Annotated in this window: 14 protein-coding genes; all 14 read left to right on the forward strand. The window is 41.7% G+C overall.

All coding sequences use genetic code 11. The features are described 5' to 3' along the window. The first annotated feature begins 531 nt into the window (after positions 1-531). The 14 genes from BLP50_RS03935 to add all read left to right on the forward strand — a co-directional run bounded on the left by BLP50_RS03935 (position 532) and on the right by add (position 17276). On the forward strand, positions 532-3180 hold the full coding sequence (locus BLP50_RS03935; RefSeq protein WP_090151363.1) for a valine--tRNA ligase: 2649 nt from the start codon (positions 532-534) through the stop codon (positions 3178-3180). A 460-nt stretch (positions 3181-3640) separates the two neighbouring features. After that, positions 3641-4318, forward strand: a complete 678-nt coding sequence (deoC, locus tag BLP50_RS03945) for a deoxyribose-phosphate aldolase (RefSeq protein ID WP_090151368.1) — start codon at positions 3641-3643, stop codon at positions 4316-4318. Positions 4319-4448: 130 nt separating this feature from the next. Then, complete coding sequence (locus BLP50_RS03950; protein WP_090151371.1) at positions 4449-5864, forward strand: DUF342 domain-containing protein; 1416 nt, start codon at positions 4449-4451, stop codon at positions 5862-5864. A 12-nt stretch (positions 5865-5876) separates the two neighbouring features. Continuing rightward, positions 5877-6023, forward strand: coding sequence for a hypothetical protein (locus BLP50_RS14285; RefSeq protein ID WP_176753674.1), 147 nt, complete (start codon positions 5877-5879; stop codon positions 6021-6023). Positions 6024-6045: 22 nt separating this feature from the next. Continuing rightward, positions 6046-7443 (forward strand): tetratricopeptide repeat protein, encoded by a 1398-nt coding sequence (locus BLP50_RS03955; RefSeq protein ID WP_090151374.1) that lies wholly within the window; start codon positions 6046-6048, stop codon positions 7441-7443. Positions 7444-7457: 14 nt separating this feature from the next. Then, positions 7458-8555, forward strand: coding sequence for an HD-GYP domain-containing protein (locus tag BLP50_RS03960; RefSeq protein ID WP_090151376.1), 1098 nt, complete (start codon positions 7458-7460; stop codon positions 8553-8555). Between the two features lie 179 nt (positions 8556-8734). Beyond that, entirely contained in the window at positions 8735-9808 is a 1074-nt protein-coding gene (locus BLP50_RS03965) for a BMP family lipoprotein (RefSeq protein ID WP_090151379.1), read from the forward strand. 106 nt (positions 9809-9914) lie between these two features. Further along, the gene (locus BLP50_RS03970) at positions 9915-11459 is read left to right on the forward strand and encodes a YjjI family glycine radical enzyme (protein ID WP_090151639.1); all 1545 of its coding nucleotides are present in this window, start codon (positions 9915-9917) and stop codon (positions 11457-11459) included. Position 11460: 1 nt separating this feature from the next. Next, positions 11461-12300, forward strand: coding sequence for a YjjW family glycine radical enzyme activase (locus BLP50_RS03975; RefSeq protein WP_090151382.1), 840 nt, complete (start codon positions 11461-11463; stop codon positions 12298-12300). 34 nt (positions 12301-12334) lie between these two features. After that, on the forward strand, positions 12335-13870 hold the full coding sequence (locus BLP50_RS03980; protein WP_330386053.1) for an ABC transporter ATP-binding protein: 1536 nt from the start codon (positions 12335-12337) through the stop codon (positions 13868-13870). Continuing rightward, the gene (locus BLP50_RS03985) at positions 13863-14903 is read left to right on the forward strand and encodes an ABC transporter permease (RefSeq protein WP_090151385.1); all 1041 of its coding nucleotides are present in this window, start codon (positions 13863-13865) and stop codon (positions 14901-14903) included. Before BLP50_RS03980 ends, BLP50_RS03985 begins: the two co-directional genes overlap by 8 nt. Then, positions 14903-15835 carry an ABC transporter permease gene (locus tag BLP50_RS03990; protein WP_090151388.1) on the forward strand — a complete coding sequence of 311 codons (933 nt, stop codon included), beginning with the start codon at positions 14903-14905 and terminating at the stop codon, positions 15833-15835. The genes BLP50_RS03985 and BLP50_RS03990 overlap by 1 nt, the downstream gene beginning before the upstream one ends. Before the next feature lie 11 nt (positions 15836-15846). After that, on the forward strand, positions 15847-16269 hold the full coding sequence (locus tag BLP50_RS03995; protein ID WP_207645737.1) for a cytidine deaminase: 423 nt from the start codon (positions 15847-15849) through the stop codon (positions 16267-16269). 17 nt (positions 16270-16286) lie between these two features. Continuing rightward, on the forward strand, positions 16287-17276 hold the full coding sequence (gene add / locus BLP50_RS04000) for an adenosine deaminase (protein WP_090151391.1): 990 nt from the start codon (positions 16287-16289) through the stop codon (positions 17274-17276). Position 17277 lies beyond the last annotated feature (1 nt).

Here is a 17277-nt window from a genome sequence, read left to right on the forward strand (position 1 = left end):
TAAGGCAGTATCGCAAATGCGGTACTGCCTTATTACCCTATTACCTAGCTTGACAGAATGGGGAATTTTTTCTATTATTAGTTAAGTTTAAATGCATAGATGAAGAGGAGTACGCAGAGCTCGTTCTGTAGAGAGGACCGCTCACCGGCTGAAAGGTGGTCTAGAATAGAATTGCGGAAGGTAGCTTCGGAGCAGGTGGTGAACAAAGCGTCCTATGGTCGTACAAGCCAACCCGAGTCGTTCCCGTAAGGAATAAGATGAGTGATAAATGCAGGTGGTAACGCGTGATAATCAACGCCCTGTGTACAGCAATTTGCCGTACACAGGGCGTTCTTAATGTGGTGGCTAAATACGCCAGTTACGGCTACAAGCCTTAGATTCTCTTCGCTCAGCGTAAAATGCTTCGCTTAAGAGAACTAAGAGCTTGATGCCTACTGGCTTAGTTTGCAAAGCGGCTACATAGCCATGGCCTGCGGGAGCATGAAGAAATAAATTGCCGCGTTACTATTAACGGAGAAAGGATAGTTAGAGATGAAAGAATTAGCAAAGACTTATGACCCTAAGGGCCTAGAAGATCGTTTGTATAAGAAGTGGGAGGAGAATGGCTATTTCCACGCTGAGGTGGACCGCAGCAAGAAGCCATTTACTATTGTAATGCCACCTCCAAATATTACGGGACAGCTCCACATGGGACATGCCCTTGATAATACAATGCAGGATATTCTTATTAGATATAAGAGAATGCAGGGTTACTCTGCGCTTTGGCAGCCAGGTACTGACCATGCAGCTATCGCTACAGAGGTAAAGGTTATTGAGCATCTTAAGAAGCAGGGCATCGAAAAGGACGACCTTGGTCGTGAAGGATTCCTTGAAAAGTGCTGGGATTGGAAGGATGAGTACGGAACACGTATTATCAACCAGCTTAAGAAGATGGGTTCTTCTGCTGACTGGGAGCGCGAGAGATTCACAATGGATGAGGGCTGCTCAAAGGCTGTAGAGGAAGTATTTGTTAAGCTTTACAACGAGGGCTACATCTACAAGGGCAACCGTATCATCAACTGGTGTCCAGTTTGCCAGACTTCTATTTCAGATGCTGAGGTTGAGCATGAGGAGCAGGCAGGACATTTCTGGCACATGAAGTACGAAATCGTAGGTGAGCCAGGTAGATTTGTAACATTTGCTACTACACGTCCTGAGACAATGCTTGGTGATACAGCTGTAGCTGTAAACCCTAAGGATGCCCGCTATCAGGATATCATCGGAAAGACTGTAATGCTTCCATTTGTAAATCGTGAGATTCCAGTTGTTGCTGATGAGTATGTAGATATGGAGTTTGGTACTGGTGTAGTTAAAATCACTCCAGCACATGACCCTAACGATTTTGAGGTTGGAAAGAGACACAATCTTCCAGTTATTAACGTTCTCAATGACGATGCTACTATCAATGCAAATGGTGGCGAGTTTGAGGGAATGGATAGATATGAGGCTCGTGACATCATCGTTAAGAAGATGGATGAGATGGGACTCCTTGTTAAAATTGAGGACCACTCACACAATGTAGGTACACATGATAGATGTAAGACTACTGTTGAGCCTATGGTTAAGCCACAGTGGTTTGTTGCTATGGAAGAGCTTGCAAAGCCAGCTATTGAGGCAATCAAGACAGGTGAGCTTACATTCGTTCCAAAGAATTATGACAAGACATATTTACACTGGCTTGAGAACATCCGCGACTGGTGTATTTCACGTCAGTTATGGTGGGGACACAGAATCCCAGCATACTACTGCGAGAAGTGTGGTGAGACAGTTGTTGCACGTTCTTCAGAGGCACCAACAGTTTGCCCTAAGTGTGGACACACTCACATGAAGCAGGATGAGGATACACTTGATACATGGTTCTCATCAGCACTTTGGCCATTCTCAACACTTGGTTGGCCAGAGAAGACAGAGGAGCTTGATTACTTCTATCCAACAGATGTACTTGTTACTGGATATGACATCATCTTCTTCTGGGTAATCAGAATGGTATTCTCAGGATATGCTCACACAGGAAAGAGCCCATTCCACACAGTACTCATCCACGGTCTCGTTCGTGATTCACAGGGCCGCAAGATGTCTAAGTCACTTGGAAATGGTATTGATCCACTTGAGATTATTGACAACTACGGTGCAGATGCACTTAGACTTACACTTATCACAGGTAACGCACCTGGTAACGACATGCGTTTCTACAACGAGCGTGTAGAGAACAGCCGTAACTTTGCAAACAAGGTATGGAATGCATCAAGATTTATCATGATGAACCTTGCAGACAATGCAGTAACAGAGCCAGCCGATGCAGACCTTGCTACAGAGGATAAGTGGATTATCTCTAAGGTAAACACACTTGCCAAAGATGTTACTGAAAATATGGACAAGTTTGAGCTTGGTATCGCTGTTCAGAAGGTATATGATTTTATTTGGGATGAGTTCTGCGATTGGTACATCGAAATTGTAAAGCCACGTATGTACTCTGCAGAGTATACAGCTAGCAAGAATGCGGCACTTTATACTGCAAAATATGCACTTACTAATGCTCTTAAGATGCTCCACCCATTCATGCCATTCATTACAGAAGAAATCTTCTGCACACTTCAGAGTGAGGAGGAGACAATCATGCTTTCAGCTTGGCCTGAGTATGATGAGTCTAAGAACTACCCTGTAGATGAGGCAAAGGTAGAGCGTGCTAAGGATGTAGTTCGTGGTATGAGACAGCTTCGTACAGATATGGATGTTCCACCTTCAAAGAAGGCTGCTATCCACATCGTTGCTGAGGATGCTGATGTACGTGCTACATTTGATGAGATTACACCTATTTTTGCAACACTTGCTGGTGCAACAGATGTAATTGTTCAGGCAGACAAGCTTGGTATTGGTGATGATGCTGTTTCAGCTGTTATCCCAGATGCAACACTCTTTGTTCCACTTGAGGATCTTGTTGATTTCGAGAAGGAAAAAGAGCGTCTTACAAAAGAAAAAGAAAAGCTAGAAAAAGAACTTGCGCGTTCTCGTGGCATGCTCTCAAATGAAAAGTTCATGAGCAAGGCTCCAGAGGCAAAGGTTGCTGAGGAGCGCGAGAAGCTTGCTAAGTACGAGGCAATGATGGCGCAGGTTGAGGCACGCTTAGCTTCCATGCGTTAGGAAACTTACGCCGGTTACGGCTACAAGCCTTAGATTCTCTCCGCTCATCTAAAACGATTCGCTTGAGAGAACTAAGAGCTTGATGCCTACCGGCTTAGGTTACGAGGGCTGCTCAACCTTTATGGCGACGGGGTTACGGCTACAAGCCTTAGATTCTCTCCGCTCAGCGTAGAATGCTTCGCTTAAGAGAACTAAGAGCTTGATGCCTAACGGCTTAGGTTACGAGGCGGCCACAACCTGATGGGACGGTGGTTACGGCTACAAGCCTTAGAGTTTGATGCCTACCGGCTGGTATTACATGAACAGCCACACAACCTTGGCAAGCGCGAGCAAGAGGGCCCCATGGGTGCAACAGAGGGGACCCACGCCGGCGGGGAGTTTCTGTTGCGACCAATGGGAGTTGGCTTGCGGGAGCACGGAAAACTACGGGGCTGTTCGATTTAAAGGAGGATTATAAATAATGGATGTAAAGAATATTTTAAGCAAGTGTGACCATACTCTACTTGGTGTGGATGCAACATGGAATGACATAAAGGGTATTGTTGATGATGGAATGAAGTACGAGACTGCTTCAGTTTGTATTCCAGCTAGCTTTGTAAAGCAGGCTGCAGACTATGTTAAGGAGCAGGGCGGACATCTTCCAATCTGTACAGTTATTGGTTTTCCAAATGGCTATGCAACAACAGCTTCAAAGTGTTTTATGGCAAGTGATGCTGTAGATAATGGTGCAGAGGAAGTTGATATGGTTATCAATGTTGGTTGGGTTAAGGAAGGCAGATATGATGATGTTCTCGCTGAAATTAATGCAATCAAGGCTGCATGCAAGGGCAAGCTTTTAAAGGTTATTATCGAGTGCTGTCTTCTTACAGATGATGAGAAGATTAAGATGTGTGAGGTAGTGTCAAAGTCAGATGCTGATTACATCAAGACTTCTACTGGTTTCTCTACAGGTGGAGCTACATTCGATGATATCAAGCTTATGGCAGACCATATGACAAATGGTAAAAAGATTAAGGCAGCAGGCGGTATCGCAAATCTTGATGATGCTCAGAAGTTTATTGACCTTGGAGCAAGCCGTCTTGGTACAAGCCGTGTAGTTAAGGCTGTTAAGGGCCTTCCAAACGACGGAAAGTACTAAATTGTGCCTAATAATGAAAATTTAATGAAAATTCTGTTATTGTTTGAAAATTCAATGACAAATGACGAATAAACTAATATAATTAATATGATGTAACATAAACTAATTTTAGGCATTTCATGGGGGACCTATGGCTGAGGCTGTTAGCGCATTTGCTCCAAAAGTTCAAGTTTCGTCCGATGGATTGCAGGCAACTATGACCTTCAAAATCCCGGATGGAAAAAATGATGTACCCAAGTTTTCTGTGCAGCAGTTACTTGGGTTCTTGACCAGTGCCAATGTTTCCTTTGGCATTGACCAGGATGCAGTTGCGCGCCTTGCTGAGAGTCCTGTATATGGAAGGCCTATTGTTGTTGCGGAGGGAACTGCTCAAGTTCAGGGTACACCAGGATATTTTGAATATTGCTTTGAGACTCAGTTCAATCACAAGCCTACCATTAGGCCTGATGGAACTGCAGACTACATGAGTATCAAGACAATTGAGACTGTAAAAGAGGGTGATGTGATTGCAGTTTATCATCCAGCTGTACAGGGAGCTCGTGGTATGTCTGTCCGCGGTCAGGTCCTAGAGCCAAAGCCAGTTAGAGATTTACCACCACTTATCGGTAGAGGTTTTGAACGCTCAAATGACAACTTGACTTATACTGCAAAGCTTGATGGCAAAATCGAGGTTAACCAGGGCAAGATAAATGTATCTCCTGTTCACGAGGTCAGCGGTGATGTTGGCATTGAGACAGGAAATATCAAATTCAATGGAGATGTTATTGTTCATGGTGGCGTTCATGATGGAGCTATTATAGACGCTGCTGGCAATGTAATTATCCATGGATTGATTGAGGATTGTGATATCAGAGCAGGCAAGGATTTGTTCTTACTTTCTGGAGTTAAGGGCAATGAAAAGACTGTCATTAGTTGCAAGGGCGATATAACAGCTCAGTTTGTGGAGTATGCAGTTATAACTTGCTCAGGCAATATTAGTGCTGACTATTTCTTCAAGAGCAAAATAAGTTGCGAGGGAAGAATAGAACTTACTGGCAATAATGCCTCTATCATAGGCGGATTTGTCTCTGCAGTGCAGGGTATTGAGGCCAATGACATAGGTAATTCCTTTGGAACAATAACAAATGTTGCAGTTGGTGTGGATGAAGAACGTTTGGCTGAATTTGATATTCTTGCCAAGAAAATTGAGTCAATATCATCCAATGTTGCAAAGATTAAAAAGGGTATCGAGGAGTTTGACCGTCTGGGAGAGCAGAGGGGAATCAACTTCAAAGAGGATCCACGACGCATGCAGCTTCTTAGAGTTAGAATACGAGATGAGGCTGTTGTACAGGAAGAGACGAGGCGTCTTGCTCAAATGAAAGAGATAATTGTCTCTGGTAAAGATGCAACTATCAAGGTGTATAGAAGAGTGTATGCTGGTAGCAATATCACTATAGATAATCACCATGTTTCTATTAATGATAATCACGAGAGAGTCGAGATTTCTAAGAGCGAAGAAGGTGTTAAACTCACCAGACTTGTTGAACAAGCAGCTAGCAATTAATGAGGTACAAAAGTGATTGATTTTGAAGAAGAATTAAAGAAATATGAGCCTGCTATCGAGGTAGAACAGGCGGAAGCAGACATAAAGGCAAGAGATTTGACTGATTTGACAGACCTCTTGTACAACATGACTGCTCAGCAGAATAACGGGACTAAATAAGCAGGTTTACGGAGAATAATAAATGCAATGTTATATGTGTGGTGCCGAGGTGGGAAATAGCAAAGTCTGTTTTAACTGCGGCGCCGATATTTTGTTATATAAACAAATCATTTACACGTCATATGTGTTCTACAATCAGGGCTTAGAGAAGGCAAAGGTAAAGGATATATCTGGTGCAATAGAAGCCCTCAAATCTTCTCTGCAATACTATAAGTACAATACCACAGCCAGAAATTTACTTGGACTGTGCTACTATCAGGTGGGGGAGACAGTAAGAGCTATCAATGAATGGGTTTTATCCAAGAATCTTCAGGAAGATAATAACCCTGATGCTGACAGATATTTAGCGGAAATAGAAAATAATCCAGGTCTGCTCAGTAAGGCTAATTCCACCATCAAAAAATATAATCAGGCTATTGAGTACTGCAAGGCCGGCAGCCGTGACTTGGCAATGATTCAGCTGAAAAAAGTTATCAGCCAGAATCCTAATTTGATTAAGGCTAATCAGCTGCTTGCCCTTTTGTATATACAGGACAAAAAATATGCGGATGCAAGGAAGATTCTTTCTGCTATTTCTAAAATAGACAGTAATAATACAACTACCATTCGCTATATCCATGAGGTAAAAGAGCGTCTCAAGGCTGAGAATACTGGCCGTAGGAAAAGGAAAAACGATGTTGTCACCTTTGCTGATGGTAACGACACAGTTATCATGTCAGAGCATTCCTTTAGAAGTATGCTTGATAACTCCAAGGCTAGCTTCATGAATATTCTTATGGGTCTTGTGGTTGGTCTTTTGATTTGCTTTTTCCTTGTAGTTCCAACTGTAAAGGAAAATGTTACTGGCGGTAATACTCAGACAGTGCTTGCTCTAGACGAGGAGCTTTCGTCTGCTAGATCTGAAAATAAGAGTCTTCAAAATGAGATAGACAGTCTAAGAGAAGACCTTAGCGCATATGATAACAAACAGGATATTCCTACTTCATATGAGAATCTTATTGCCGCTCAGAATTTATATGCTGACGGGGATGCACAATCTGCCAGCGATTATATTCAGCTTGTTTCCAAGGATGTTTTGGGAGAAGCAGGCAAGAGGGCATATGACAGTCTATATGAAGAGTTAGCACCTACTATTATCGAGGGTTACTACAACGATGGTAATACATTCTACACAGAGGAGAACTATGACAGTGCCATAGCAAATTTCCAGACTGTAGTAGATATAGATGAATCATATAAAGACGGTGCTGCACTTTTCCTGTTAGGAGATAGCTACAGACTTACAGGAGATACAGAGGCAGCCCTTGAGTGTTTTGAAAAGGTAGTGGAGCTTTATCCAAAAAATAAATGGGGCAAACAGGCTGCGGTTTACATTGCGGCAGACGATACCGAGTTAAGCGCAGCGGATGTTGGTGAATAATTAGGGTATTGCTAATGAGAAAGATTAATGTTGGGGAAATTAAACCTGGAATGATTCTGGCGGAGAGAATCGTCAGTCCTAAGGGGCAAGTTTTAGCTGAGCCTGGTACACCAGTTACCGCTCAGCAGCTCTTGCACGTGACTTACTATGGCTTGGAACAGCTTGCGGTGCAGGATGAAAAGGATGCCATTAAACAATACGATTTTGAAGCGCCAGATGAATTTATAGGTGAGACACAGTCATGGAGAATCGTTAACAGCGAGGAGTTCCATGAGTTTAAAAGAGCCTACAACAAATGCTCAGATAAGTTGGAGGCTATAGTAGAGGATTTTGTAAATCATCAGACCCCTCTTAAGGATGAGGAATTAATCGAAGATTTACATGTTGTATTTAAAAAACATGCAACAGGTCTAGGCATCATGGCTATGATGCTTAATATCCAAGAGATAGACACAAGTACATACAAGCATTCTGTCAATGTTGCAATCATCTCTAGAGTCCTAGCTACTTGGCTTGGAATAAAGGATGAAAAGGAACTTGATGTGGTTACCATGTGTGGACTCTATCATGATATAGGAAAGGCTTTGATTCCTCAGAGTATTCTTACTAAGCCGGGGGCGCTTAACGCGGAAGAATACGGACGAATGGCTGAGCATCCAATTCTAGGCTATAACATGTTAGATGGTGTGCCTATCGACAGGCGCATTAAGCTAGCTGTGCTTCAGCATCATGAGAGAAATGATGGAAGCGGATATCCTTATGGTCTTACTAAGGATTTCATCGGCCGATATTCCAAACTTATTGCAATTACAGATGTTTATGATGCCATGACTGCGGATAGATGTTATCGAGCAGGCATTTGTCCATTTGAGGTTATCGCCCAGTTCCAGAGGGAGGATAGGACAAAATATGACCAGGGCATATTACAGGTATTCCTGAAAAATATAGCTCAGTCCTATATAGGGACAGGTGTACTTTTGTCGGATAATTCTCGTGGTATTATTACAATGGTTGAGGATAAAGCATTATCAAGCCCGCTTGTTAAGCTTGATGATGGCTCTTTTATAGATCTCCAGGAACGGACTGATTTGTTTATTAGGGCTTGTATTTAGGAGTGTGTAGGTGTCACTTGGGGACAAAATGCTTTTTTTTTAATTAAAAAGAAGTATAATATTTGTTATAAGAGGACATTTGACCTTTTTGGTTTGCACATAACAGTTTATTATGTATACATATAAACTGTTATTGTAAATAAATACAATAAACAAAAGAGAAGAGAAGGAGAAATCTAATGAAAAAGAAGATTTTATCAGTACTCATGTGCGCTGCAATGGCAGTGTCTTTGATGGCCTGTGGTGGCTCATCAGACAAGACATCTAATTCAGGAGCAGCTACTTCAGAGGGAGGAGCAGCAGAGAGCTCAGAATTAAAGATTGGTCTTGTTACAGACGTCGGTGGTGTTAACGACCAGTCATTCAACCAGTCAGCATGGAAAGGTCTTCAGGATGCAGAGAAGGACTTTGGCGTAACAGTTAACTATCTTGAGTCAAAGACAGATTCTGACTACAACGCTAATATTGAGTCATTTATCGATGAGGATTATGACTTAATCATCTGCGTAGGTTACATGCTTGCAGATGCTACAAGAACAGCAGCTGAGGCAAATCCAGACGTTAAATTTGCAATTATTGATGATGCTACAAACGCAGATCTTGACAATGTAACATGTCTTACATTCAAGGCTGAGCAGTCATCTTACTTAGTAGGTTATGTTGCAGGTCTTACAACACAGAAGAACAACGTAGGTATCGTCCTTGGTATGGCTTCTGAGACAATGCACGGTTTTGGTTACGGTTATGTAGCAGGTGTTCTTGATGCTAACCCAGATTGTAAGGTACAGCAGATTAATGCTAACACATTCTCTGATTCAGCAGTTGGTAAGACATCAGCTAACACAATGATCACAAACGGCGCTGATATCATCTTCCAGGCAGCTGGTGCTACAGGTATCGGTGTTATCGAGGCTTGTAACGAAGCTGGCGATGGCATCTATGCTATCGGTGTAGATCAGGATCAGGCTTACCTTGCTCCAGATTCAGTTCTTACATCAGCTATGAAGTCAGTTGACGTTTCTGTATATGATACAGTTGAGAATCTTGTAAACGGCACACTTGAGGGTGGTAACGTAGTATACGATCTTGCATCAAACGGTGTTAATATCGCTCCTACACAGGACCTCCTTACAGATGATGTAATCGCAGCAGTTGAGGATGTTAAGGCTAAGATCATCAGCGGCGAAATCCAGGTTCCAGCTACACAGGCTGATTTCGAAGCTAAGTACGGCGATGTTTACGAGTTAGACTAATTTAGATAGACATAATTTAAAATTTAAGTGACAATAGCCACTATACTAGAATACCGAATCGGGGTCTCCCTGGTTCGGTATTCTTAATCAAGGAGGAGAAATCATGATTAGACCAATTTCTAACGATAGAGTTGAGAAGACTCGAGAGGAAATATTAGATATTATTAAGAGTTCAACTCTTACTCATGAGCAGAAGGTAACATGTCTTGCTAACAAGGCAGATTCATTGCTTGAGGTTCTCGATGAAGTGCCAGGACTTGATGAATTATTAAATTGCCCACAGGAAGACAGATGCATCTGTGATTTATCAGAAGGACATGCACCACTTCGTCCTAGATATATTGCTCCAGATTATCAGAAGCTTATGAAGGAAGGCTGTACATATTTGAACTTGGCTCCTCCTACTGATTTATACGAGGCATTAAACACACTTTTGATATTCTATAAGCACGTTCCTAGCGTTACCAACTATCCAGTATATTTAGGGCAGCTTGATGATTTGATTGAGCCATTTATTGACACAGTTGATGAGAAGACAGCTGCAAAGCTAATCAAGCTTTTCCTGTTAAATGTAGATAGAACAGTTTTAGATTCATTTGCTCACGCAGATATTGGACCAAAGCCATCTAAGACAGCTCACTTTATTTTTGAAGCTGAGAAAGAATTAGAAGATGCGGTTCCAAATCTTTCCCTCAAATATCAGGAGGGGGTTAGCTCAGATGAATATTTAAAAGAAGCGGTAGAATGTGCATTAGTGTCTGCTAAGCCAAGCTTTGCAAACCACAATATGTTCTCTAAGGAATTCAAGGGAGAGTATGTTATTGCCAGCTGTTACAATGGTCTTTACCTTGGTGGCGGCTCATACACACTTTGCCGTCTTATTCTTGGAAATATTGCAAAGCGTTCTTCTTCAATAGAAGACTTTAAGACAAAGCAGCTTCCATATGTTATGGATGTTATGGCTAAATACATGGATGCACGAATCAAATTTGAGGTTGAGGAAAGCGGTTTCTTTGAAAACAATTTCCTTGCTCGAGAAGGATTTATTGCACGTGATAAATTTACAGCAATGTTTGGCTTAGTTGGCATGGCTGATGCTGTTAATATGCTTCTTGAAAAAGAAGGCAAGACAGGTCGCTATGGTAGCGATGAGGCTGCTAACCAGCTGGGTGTTGAGATTATGGAAATCATTGATAAGTTCAACCAGTCTCACACTAACAAATACTGTGAGGCAACAGATGGACACTTCCTCCTTCACGCACAGGTAGGTTTGGCAGAGGATGTTGGAGTTACACCAGGTACACGTATTCCAATTGGAGAGGAGCCAGAGGAGCTTATTGATCAGCTTAATGTTCTCTCTAAGTTCCATAAGTATTTCCCATCTGGAACAGGTGATATTTTCCCAATAGATTTAACTGTTCACCGCAATCCAGAGTACGTTATGGATATAATAAAAGGTGCATTCGCAAAGGACATTCGCTACATGTCATTTTATTCTAGCGATAGCGATGTAATCAGAGTTACAGGATATTTGGTTAAGCGCTCAGAAATGGAGAAGCTTGACGCTGGAAATAATGTAATTCAGGATACTACAGCGCTTGGACTTGGAGCAGCAAAGAACGGCCATATATTAGAAAGAAAGGTAAGATAAAATGCTAGGAGTTGTTACCAAAATAATTCCTTTCAGTTCGGTTGACGGACCTGGAAATCGAACCGCTATCTTTTTACAAGGTTGTAATATAAACTGCAAATATTGCCACAATCCAGAGACAAGAAATCACTGCGTTAACTGTGGGTTGTGTGTACAAGTATGTCCTCAGAAGGCACTTTCCCTTGAAAATGGGAAGGTGTCTTTTGATGCGTCTGCGTGTATTTCTTGTGATACATGTATCAAGACATGTCCTCATGGCAGCACTCCAAAGACCAGGCTAATGACAGCTGAGGAAGTCATGGAAATAGTGAGAAAACAGGTACCTTTTATCAGAGGTATAACTGTCTCTGGCGGAGAGTGCATGTTGCAACCAGATTTTGTTGCTGAGTTGTTCAAATTGGCGAAAAAAGAAAATCTGGGGACATTAATCGACAGTAATGGTACAATAGACTTTAGAGAGTACCCTGATTTGTTATCGGTATCTGATGGAGTGATGCTGGATATAAAGGCATTTTTCCCAGAAGACCACATGAATGTGACGGGTGCTGATAATAATAAAGTACTTGAAAATGCAAAGTTTTTAGGGGAAAATAATAAGTTGAGTGAAGTCAGAGCAGTTATTGTTCCTGACTTATATGACGTTGTGAAAAACGTAAAAGCAATGGGAGAATTTCTAGTCCCATTATATAAGATAAATCCATTTCGAATTAAAATCATTGCTTTTAGACCAATGGGTGTCAGAGAAGAATATGCCGATATGCAGGTACCTACTAGACAATTACTCGAAGAGCTTAGAGGCATTCTGGCGGATATGGGTTTTGAAGATATAGTTATCATCTAAATCTAATTCAAGGGAGGTATAAAGATTGGAAAAGATGAGCCATATGGATCCAAATACTGTTGTAGTTGAAATGAAAGAAATCGTTAAAAGATTTGGCAACTTCACAGCTAACGATCACATTAATCTGAAGGTACATAAGGGTGAAGTACATGCAATATTGGGTGAAAATGGTGCAGGTAAGAGTACATTGATGAATGTACTTTATGGCCTTTACAAGCCAACAGAGGGCGATATTTATATCAATGGTGAGAAGACTGATATCCATAGCCCAAAGCATGCTATTGAGCTTGGAATAGGTATGGTACATCAGCATTTTATGTTGATTCAGCCATTTACAGTTACCGACAATATTATCTTGGGAGTTGAGCCTCGCAAGGGTATTGTGGTAGATAAAAAGCTTGCAAGACAAAAGGTTTTAGAGATTTCTGAGAAGTACGGTATGGCTGTTGATCCAGATGCTAAAATCGAGGATATTTCTGTAGGTATGCAGCAGAGAGTAGAGATTCTTAAGGTTCTCTACAGAGGTGCTGATACTCTTATTTTGGATGAGCCTACAGCATCTCTTACTCCACAAGAGATTGATGAGCTTATGGAGATTATCAAGAATCTTACAGCAGATGGTAAGAGCATTATTCTTATCACTCACAAGCTCAAGGAGATTAAGGCTTGCGCGGACAATTGCACAATTATCCGTCTCGGTAAATATATCGATACTGTCAAGGTAGGCGAGGTTACAGAGAATGATCTTGCAGCCATGATGGTTGGTAGAAATGTTAATTTCAAGGTAGAGAAGAAGGAACAGGAAGCTGGAAAGCTTGCCCTTTCTATCAAGGATCTTCACGCCAAGGATTACCGTGGAGTTGAGATTCTTAAGGGACTTAGCCTTGATGTTCATGAGGGCGAGATTGTTGGTCTTGCCGGTGTAGATGGTAATGGTCAGACTGAGCTTGTAGAGATTCTTACAGGTCTTAAAAAGGCAGAGTCTGGTGAGATTACTATGGCAGGAACAGACATCTTCAACAAGACTCCAAAGGAGACTTTTGAGGCAGGTGTTTCATCTATCCCAGCTGATAGACAAAAGCATGGTCTTGTTCTTGAGTTCTCAGTTGCTGACAATCTTATCCTTCAGCATTTTGAGGAGGCTCCATTTTCTAAGAATGGTATCTTAAGCAAGAAGGCTATTGCAGACAATGCAAGCCAGCTTGTTGAGAAGTACGATATCAGACCCCCACACTGTGAGAACCGTCCTGCAAAGACTCTTTCAGGTGGTAATCAGCAAAAGGTAATCATCGCTCGCGAGGTTACTAATGACAAGGAATTACTCATAGCAGTCAACCCAACACGTGGACTTGATGTTGGTGCTATTGAGTTCGTTCACAAATACATTGTTGAGCAGAGAAATAAGGGAAGAGCTATTCTTCTTGTTTCTTTCGAGCTTGATGAGATTATGAGTTTGTCAGATCGTATCGAGGTTATTTTCGATGGTCAAATTACAGGAAGCGTATCAGGCAAAGATGCTAATGAAAAAGAGCTGGGCTTCTTGATGGCAGGAGGTAAGAACCATGAATAAGAAAACCAGTATTTTACATAGCAATTTTCTTTATACAATCATTGCGATTTTAATTGGATTTATCATAGGTGCAATCTTCCTTGTATGGGCAGGCGTTAGCCCAATGGAAGCATACTTTAAGATTCTTGATTCAGTAATCAGCAAGCCAAAGAACATTATCACAACACTTGCTTATGCTGCACCAGTTATTCTTACAGGTCTTTCAGTTGCATTCTCTTTCCGTACTGGTGTATTTAATATCGGTGCTGAGGGACAGTTCGTTGTAGGTACACTTGCAGCAGCACTTATTGGTATATTTGTAGATGTTCCAGCAGTTATTCATATTCCACTTTGTATAATTGCAGCAGCTGCAGCAGGTGCTTTATGGTCACTTGTCTGTGGTGTAATGAAGGTTAAGAGAGGTATCCATGAGGTCCTTTCCTTCATCATGTTCAACTGGATTGCTTATTATCTTTCAAATTACGTTGTTAATATCGAAGGCGTTAAGAAGGAAAGCGGCGGAGAGGCTACAAAGGATTTGTTAGATTCAGCTAGATTGATTGTAGACGGCAACAATTGCGCTATTTTCATCGCAGTAGTTCTTGCTGTTATTACATGGGTTATCATCGAGAAGACTACTCTTGGTTACAAATTAAAGGCCGTTGGTTTCAACAAGTTCTCAGCTCAGTACGCTGGTATTGATTCAGGCAAGTCAATCCTTACAGCTCTTGCTATTTCAGGTGCACTTGCTGGTATTGGTGGAGCGGTTCAGGTTATGGGTATGGGCGGACGTGTCGCTCAGTTTGCCAGCCAGGAAGGCTACGGATTTGAGGGTATTACAGTTGCGCTTATCGGTGCATCTAACCCACTTGGAGTTATTTTTGCCGGCATCTTCTATGGTGCTATGAAGTTTGGTGGATCAAAGCTTACAATGATTCATGCACCTTCAGAGATTATCAATATTATCATGGGTTGCGTAGTTATCTTTATAGCTATCGCTCATGTATTCAAGGCATTATTCTTAAGCATTGGTAAGAAGAAGGAGGCAAACTAATGGATATGTTAATTACAAATTTAGGTATATTAATTAATGCAGCGCTTATTGCTACACCTCCACTTCTTTTTGCAGCTCTTGGCTCATGCTTCTCAGAGCGTAGTGGTGTTGTAAATATCGGTATCGAGGGTATGATGACAATCGGTGCTGTTACTGGTGCTATCACAGCACTTACAACTGGCAATGGTCTACTTGCATTCTTATGCGGTGGCTTGGCCGGTGCGTTATTTGGACTTATTCACGCAATTGTCTGCGTATCATTACATGCTGACCAGACAATCGCAGGTACAGCTATCAACTTTATTGGACCTGGTATTGCTGTATTCTTGTGTAGAATCCTATACAATTCTTCAGATACACCAGCTATTGATGCATCTGCTAAGTTGCCAAAGCTTTTTGATGGTATGTTCAAATCAGGTAGCTTTGCATACAACGTATTTAGCGTATATATCATGGCTTATCTTGTATTTGTTGTTGCATGGATTTGCTGGTTTGTATTCTACAAGACTAGATTTGGCACACATTTAAGAGCCTGCGGTGAGCACCCAGAAGCTTGTGAGTCACTTGGTATTGATGTATACAAGGTGCGTTATATTTGCGTTATCCTTTCAGGATTTTTAGCAGGTCTTGGCGGAGCATTTGTTACACTTGCAACTGTTTCTCAGTTCAGACCAACAGTTATCGTAGGTCAAGGTTTCATCGCTATTGCAGCAGTTATCTTTGGTAAGTTCTCTCCAGAGGGAGCTTTAAAGGGATGCTTGATTTTCGGTATTTGTAACGGTGTAAAGTCACTTGCTACACAGAGCAATATTATTTCAGTAAATATTATTTCAATGATTCCATACGTTGTTACAATCATTGCACTTATCGCATTTGTTGGACGTGCTAACGCTCCAGCAGCTAATGGTAAGCCATACATCAAATCTCGTTAGGAGGCATTGTTATGGTGTCATATGATGAGTTGATTGCCCAGGCCCTTGATGCCAGGGAATATGCATACACACCTTATTCTCATCACAAGGTAGGGGCTGCGCTTTTATGCACTGACGGTAAAGTTTATACTGGCTGCAATGTGGAAAACGCAGCATATACACCTTGCAATTGTGCAGAACGTACTGCAGTTTTTAAGGCTGTTAGTGAGGGACATAAGGATTTCAAAGCCATCGCAATTGTGGGTGGCTTTGATTCTACAGAAAAGCTACCTTTCTGCGCTCCGTGTGGAGTTTGCAGACAGGTATTAATGGAATTTGTGGATCCAGCTACATTTGATGTGGTACTTGGCACAAATGTACCTGGAGAGCAAAAGGTCTTTAAGTTTCAGGAGTTACTTCCACTAGGCTTTGGACCTGACAATTTAGGAGTATAAATAATTAAGGAGTTAGAATGCCAGTAGTTGCGGAAAAGATGCCAAAGATAGATTTGCATTGTCATTTGGACGGCTCGTTAGATTTAGAGGTTACACATAAGCTGCTTGCAGAGCGTGGAGAGAACTACGATTTTCAGGAGTTCAGAAAGCTTATGCAAGTGGACCCTGATTGCCAGAATCTGGCTGAGTATCTTAAGAGATTTGACTTGCCAAATCGTTGCCTTCAGGATGTGGAGGGGATTAAGACATCTGCTTATCATTTTGCAAAAAATGCGGCACTTGAAAATGTTAAATACATAGAGGCTAGATTTGCCCCTGTTCAGTCTATGAAGCAGGGACTTAAGCCTATTGAGATTATAGAGGCTGTTGAGGCTGGTTTGGCTCAGGCTCGCGGTGAATTTGATATTGAGACCGGTATGATTATCTGTATGATGCGTGGAATGGATGATGAGTTTAATTATTCCATTGCAAAAGCTGGCCGCGAGATGCTCGGTGCCGGGGTAGTTGCATGCGATATTGCTGGAGATGAGGAGTCTTATCCAATGTCTCAGCAGATGGAATTATTCAGATCGGTTAAGGCACTAGATATGCCTTTTACAATTCATGTAGGCGAGACAGGTAATGCTCAAAATGTACGTGATGCTATTGATGTAGGGGCAGTTAGACTTGGTCATGGTATTGCCATGGCAAGGAATGAGGAGCTTATGAAATATTGTGCTTCTCGTCATGTTGGAGTGGAGATTTGCCCTACTAGCAATCTACAGACAAAAGCATACAGACACATTAAGGATTGTCCGATTTGCCTATTTATGGAGCATGGCATTCCAGTGTCTTTAAATACTGATAACAGAACTGTTAGTAACACTAATCTTTCTACAGAGTTTGACAAGGTAAGTGTTAGCTTTAGACTTACTGATGAGCAGATTCACAAGATTTATACTGACTCTGTTGAAATGAGTTTTGCATCTGACGATGTTAAGCACAGGTTGCTTAGTAAATGGAGATAGT

It is taken from the genome of Pseudobutyrivibrio sp. AR14, from assembly GCF_900101325.1.
Classification (GTDB): domain Bacteria; phylum Bacillota; class Clostridia; order Lachnospirales; family Lachnospiraceae; genus Pseudobutyrivibrio.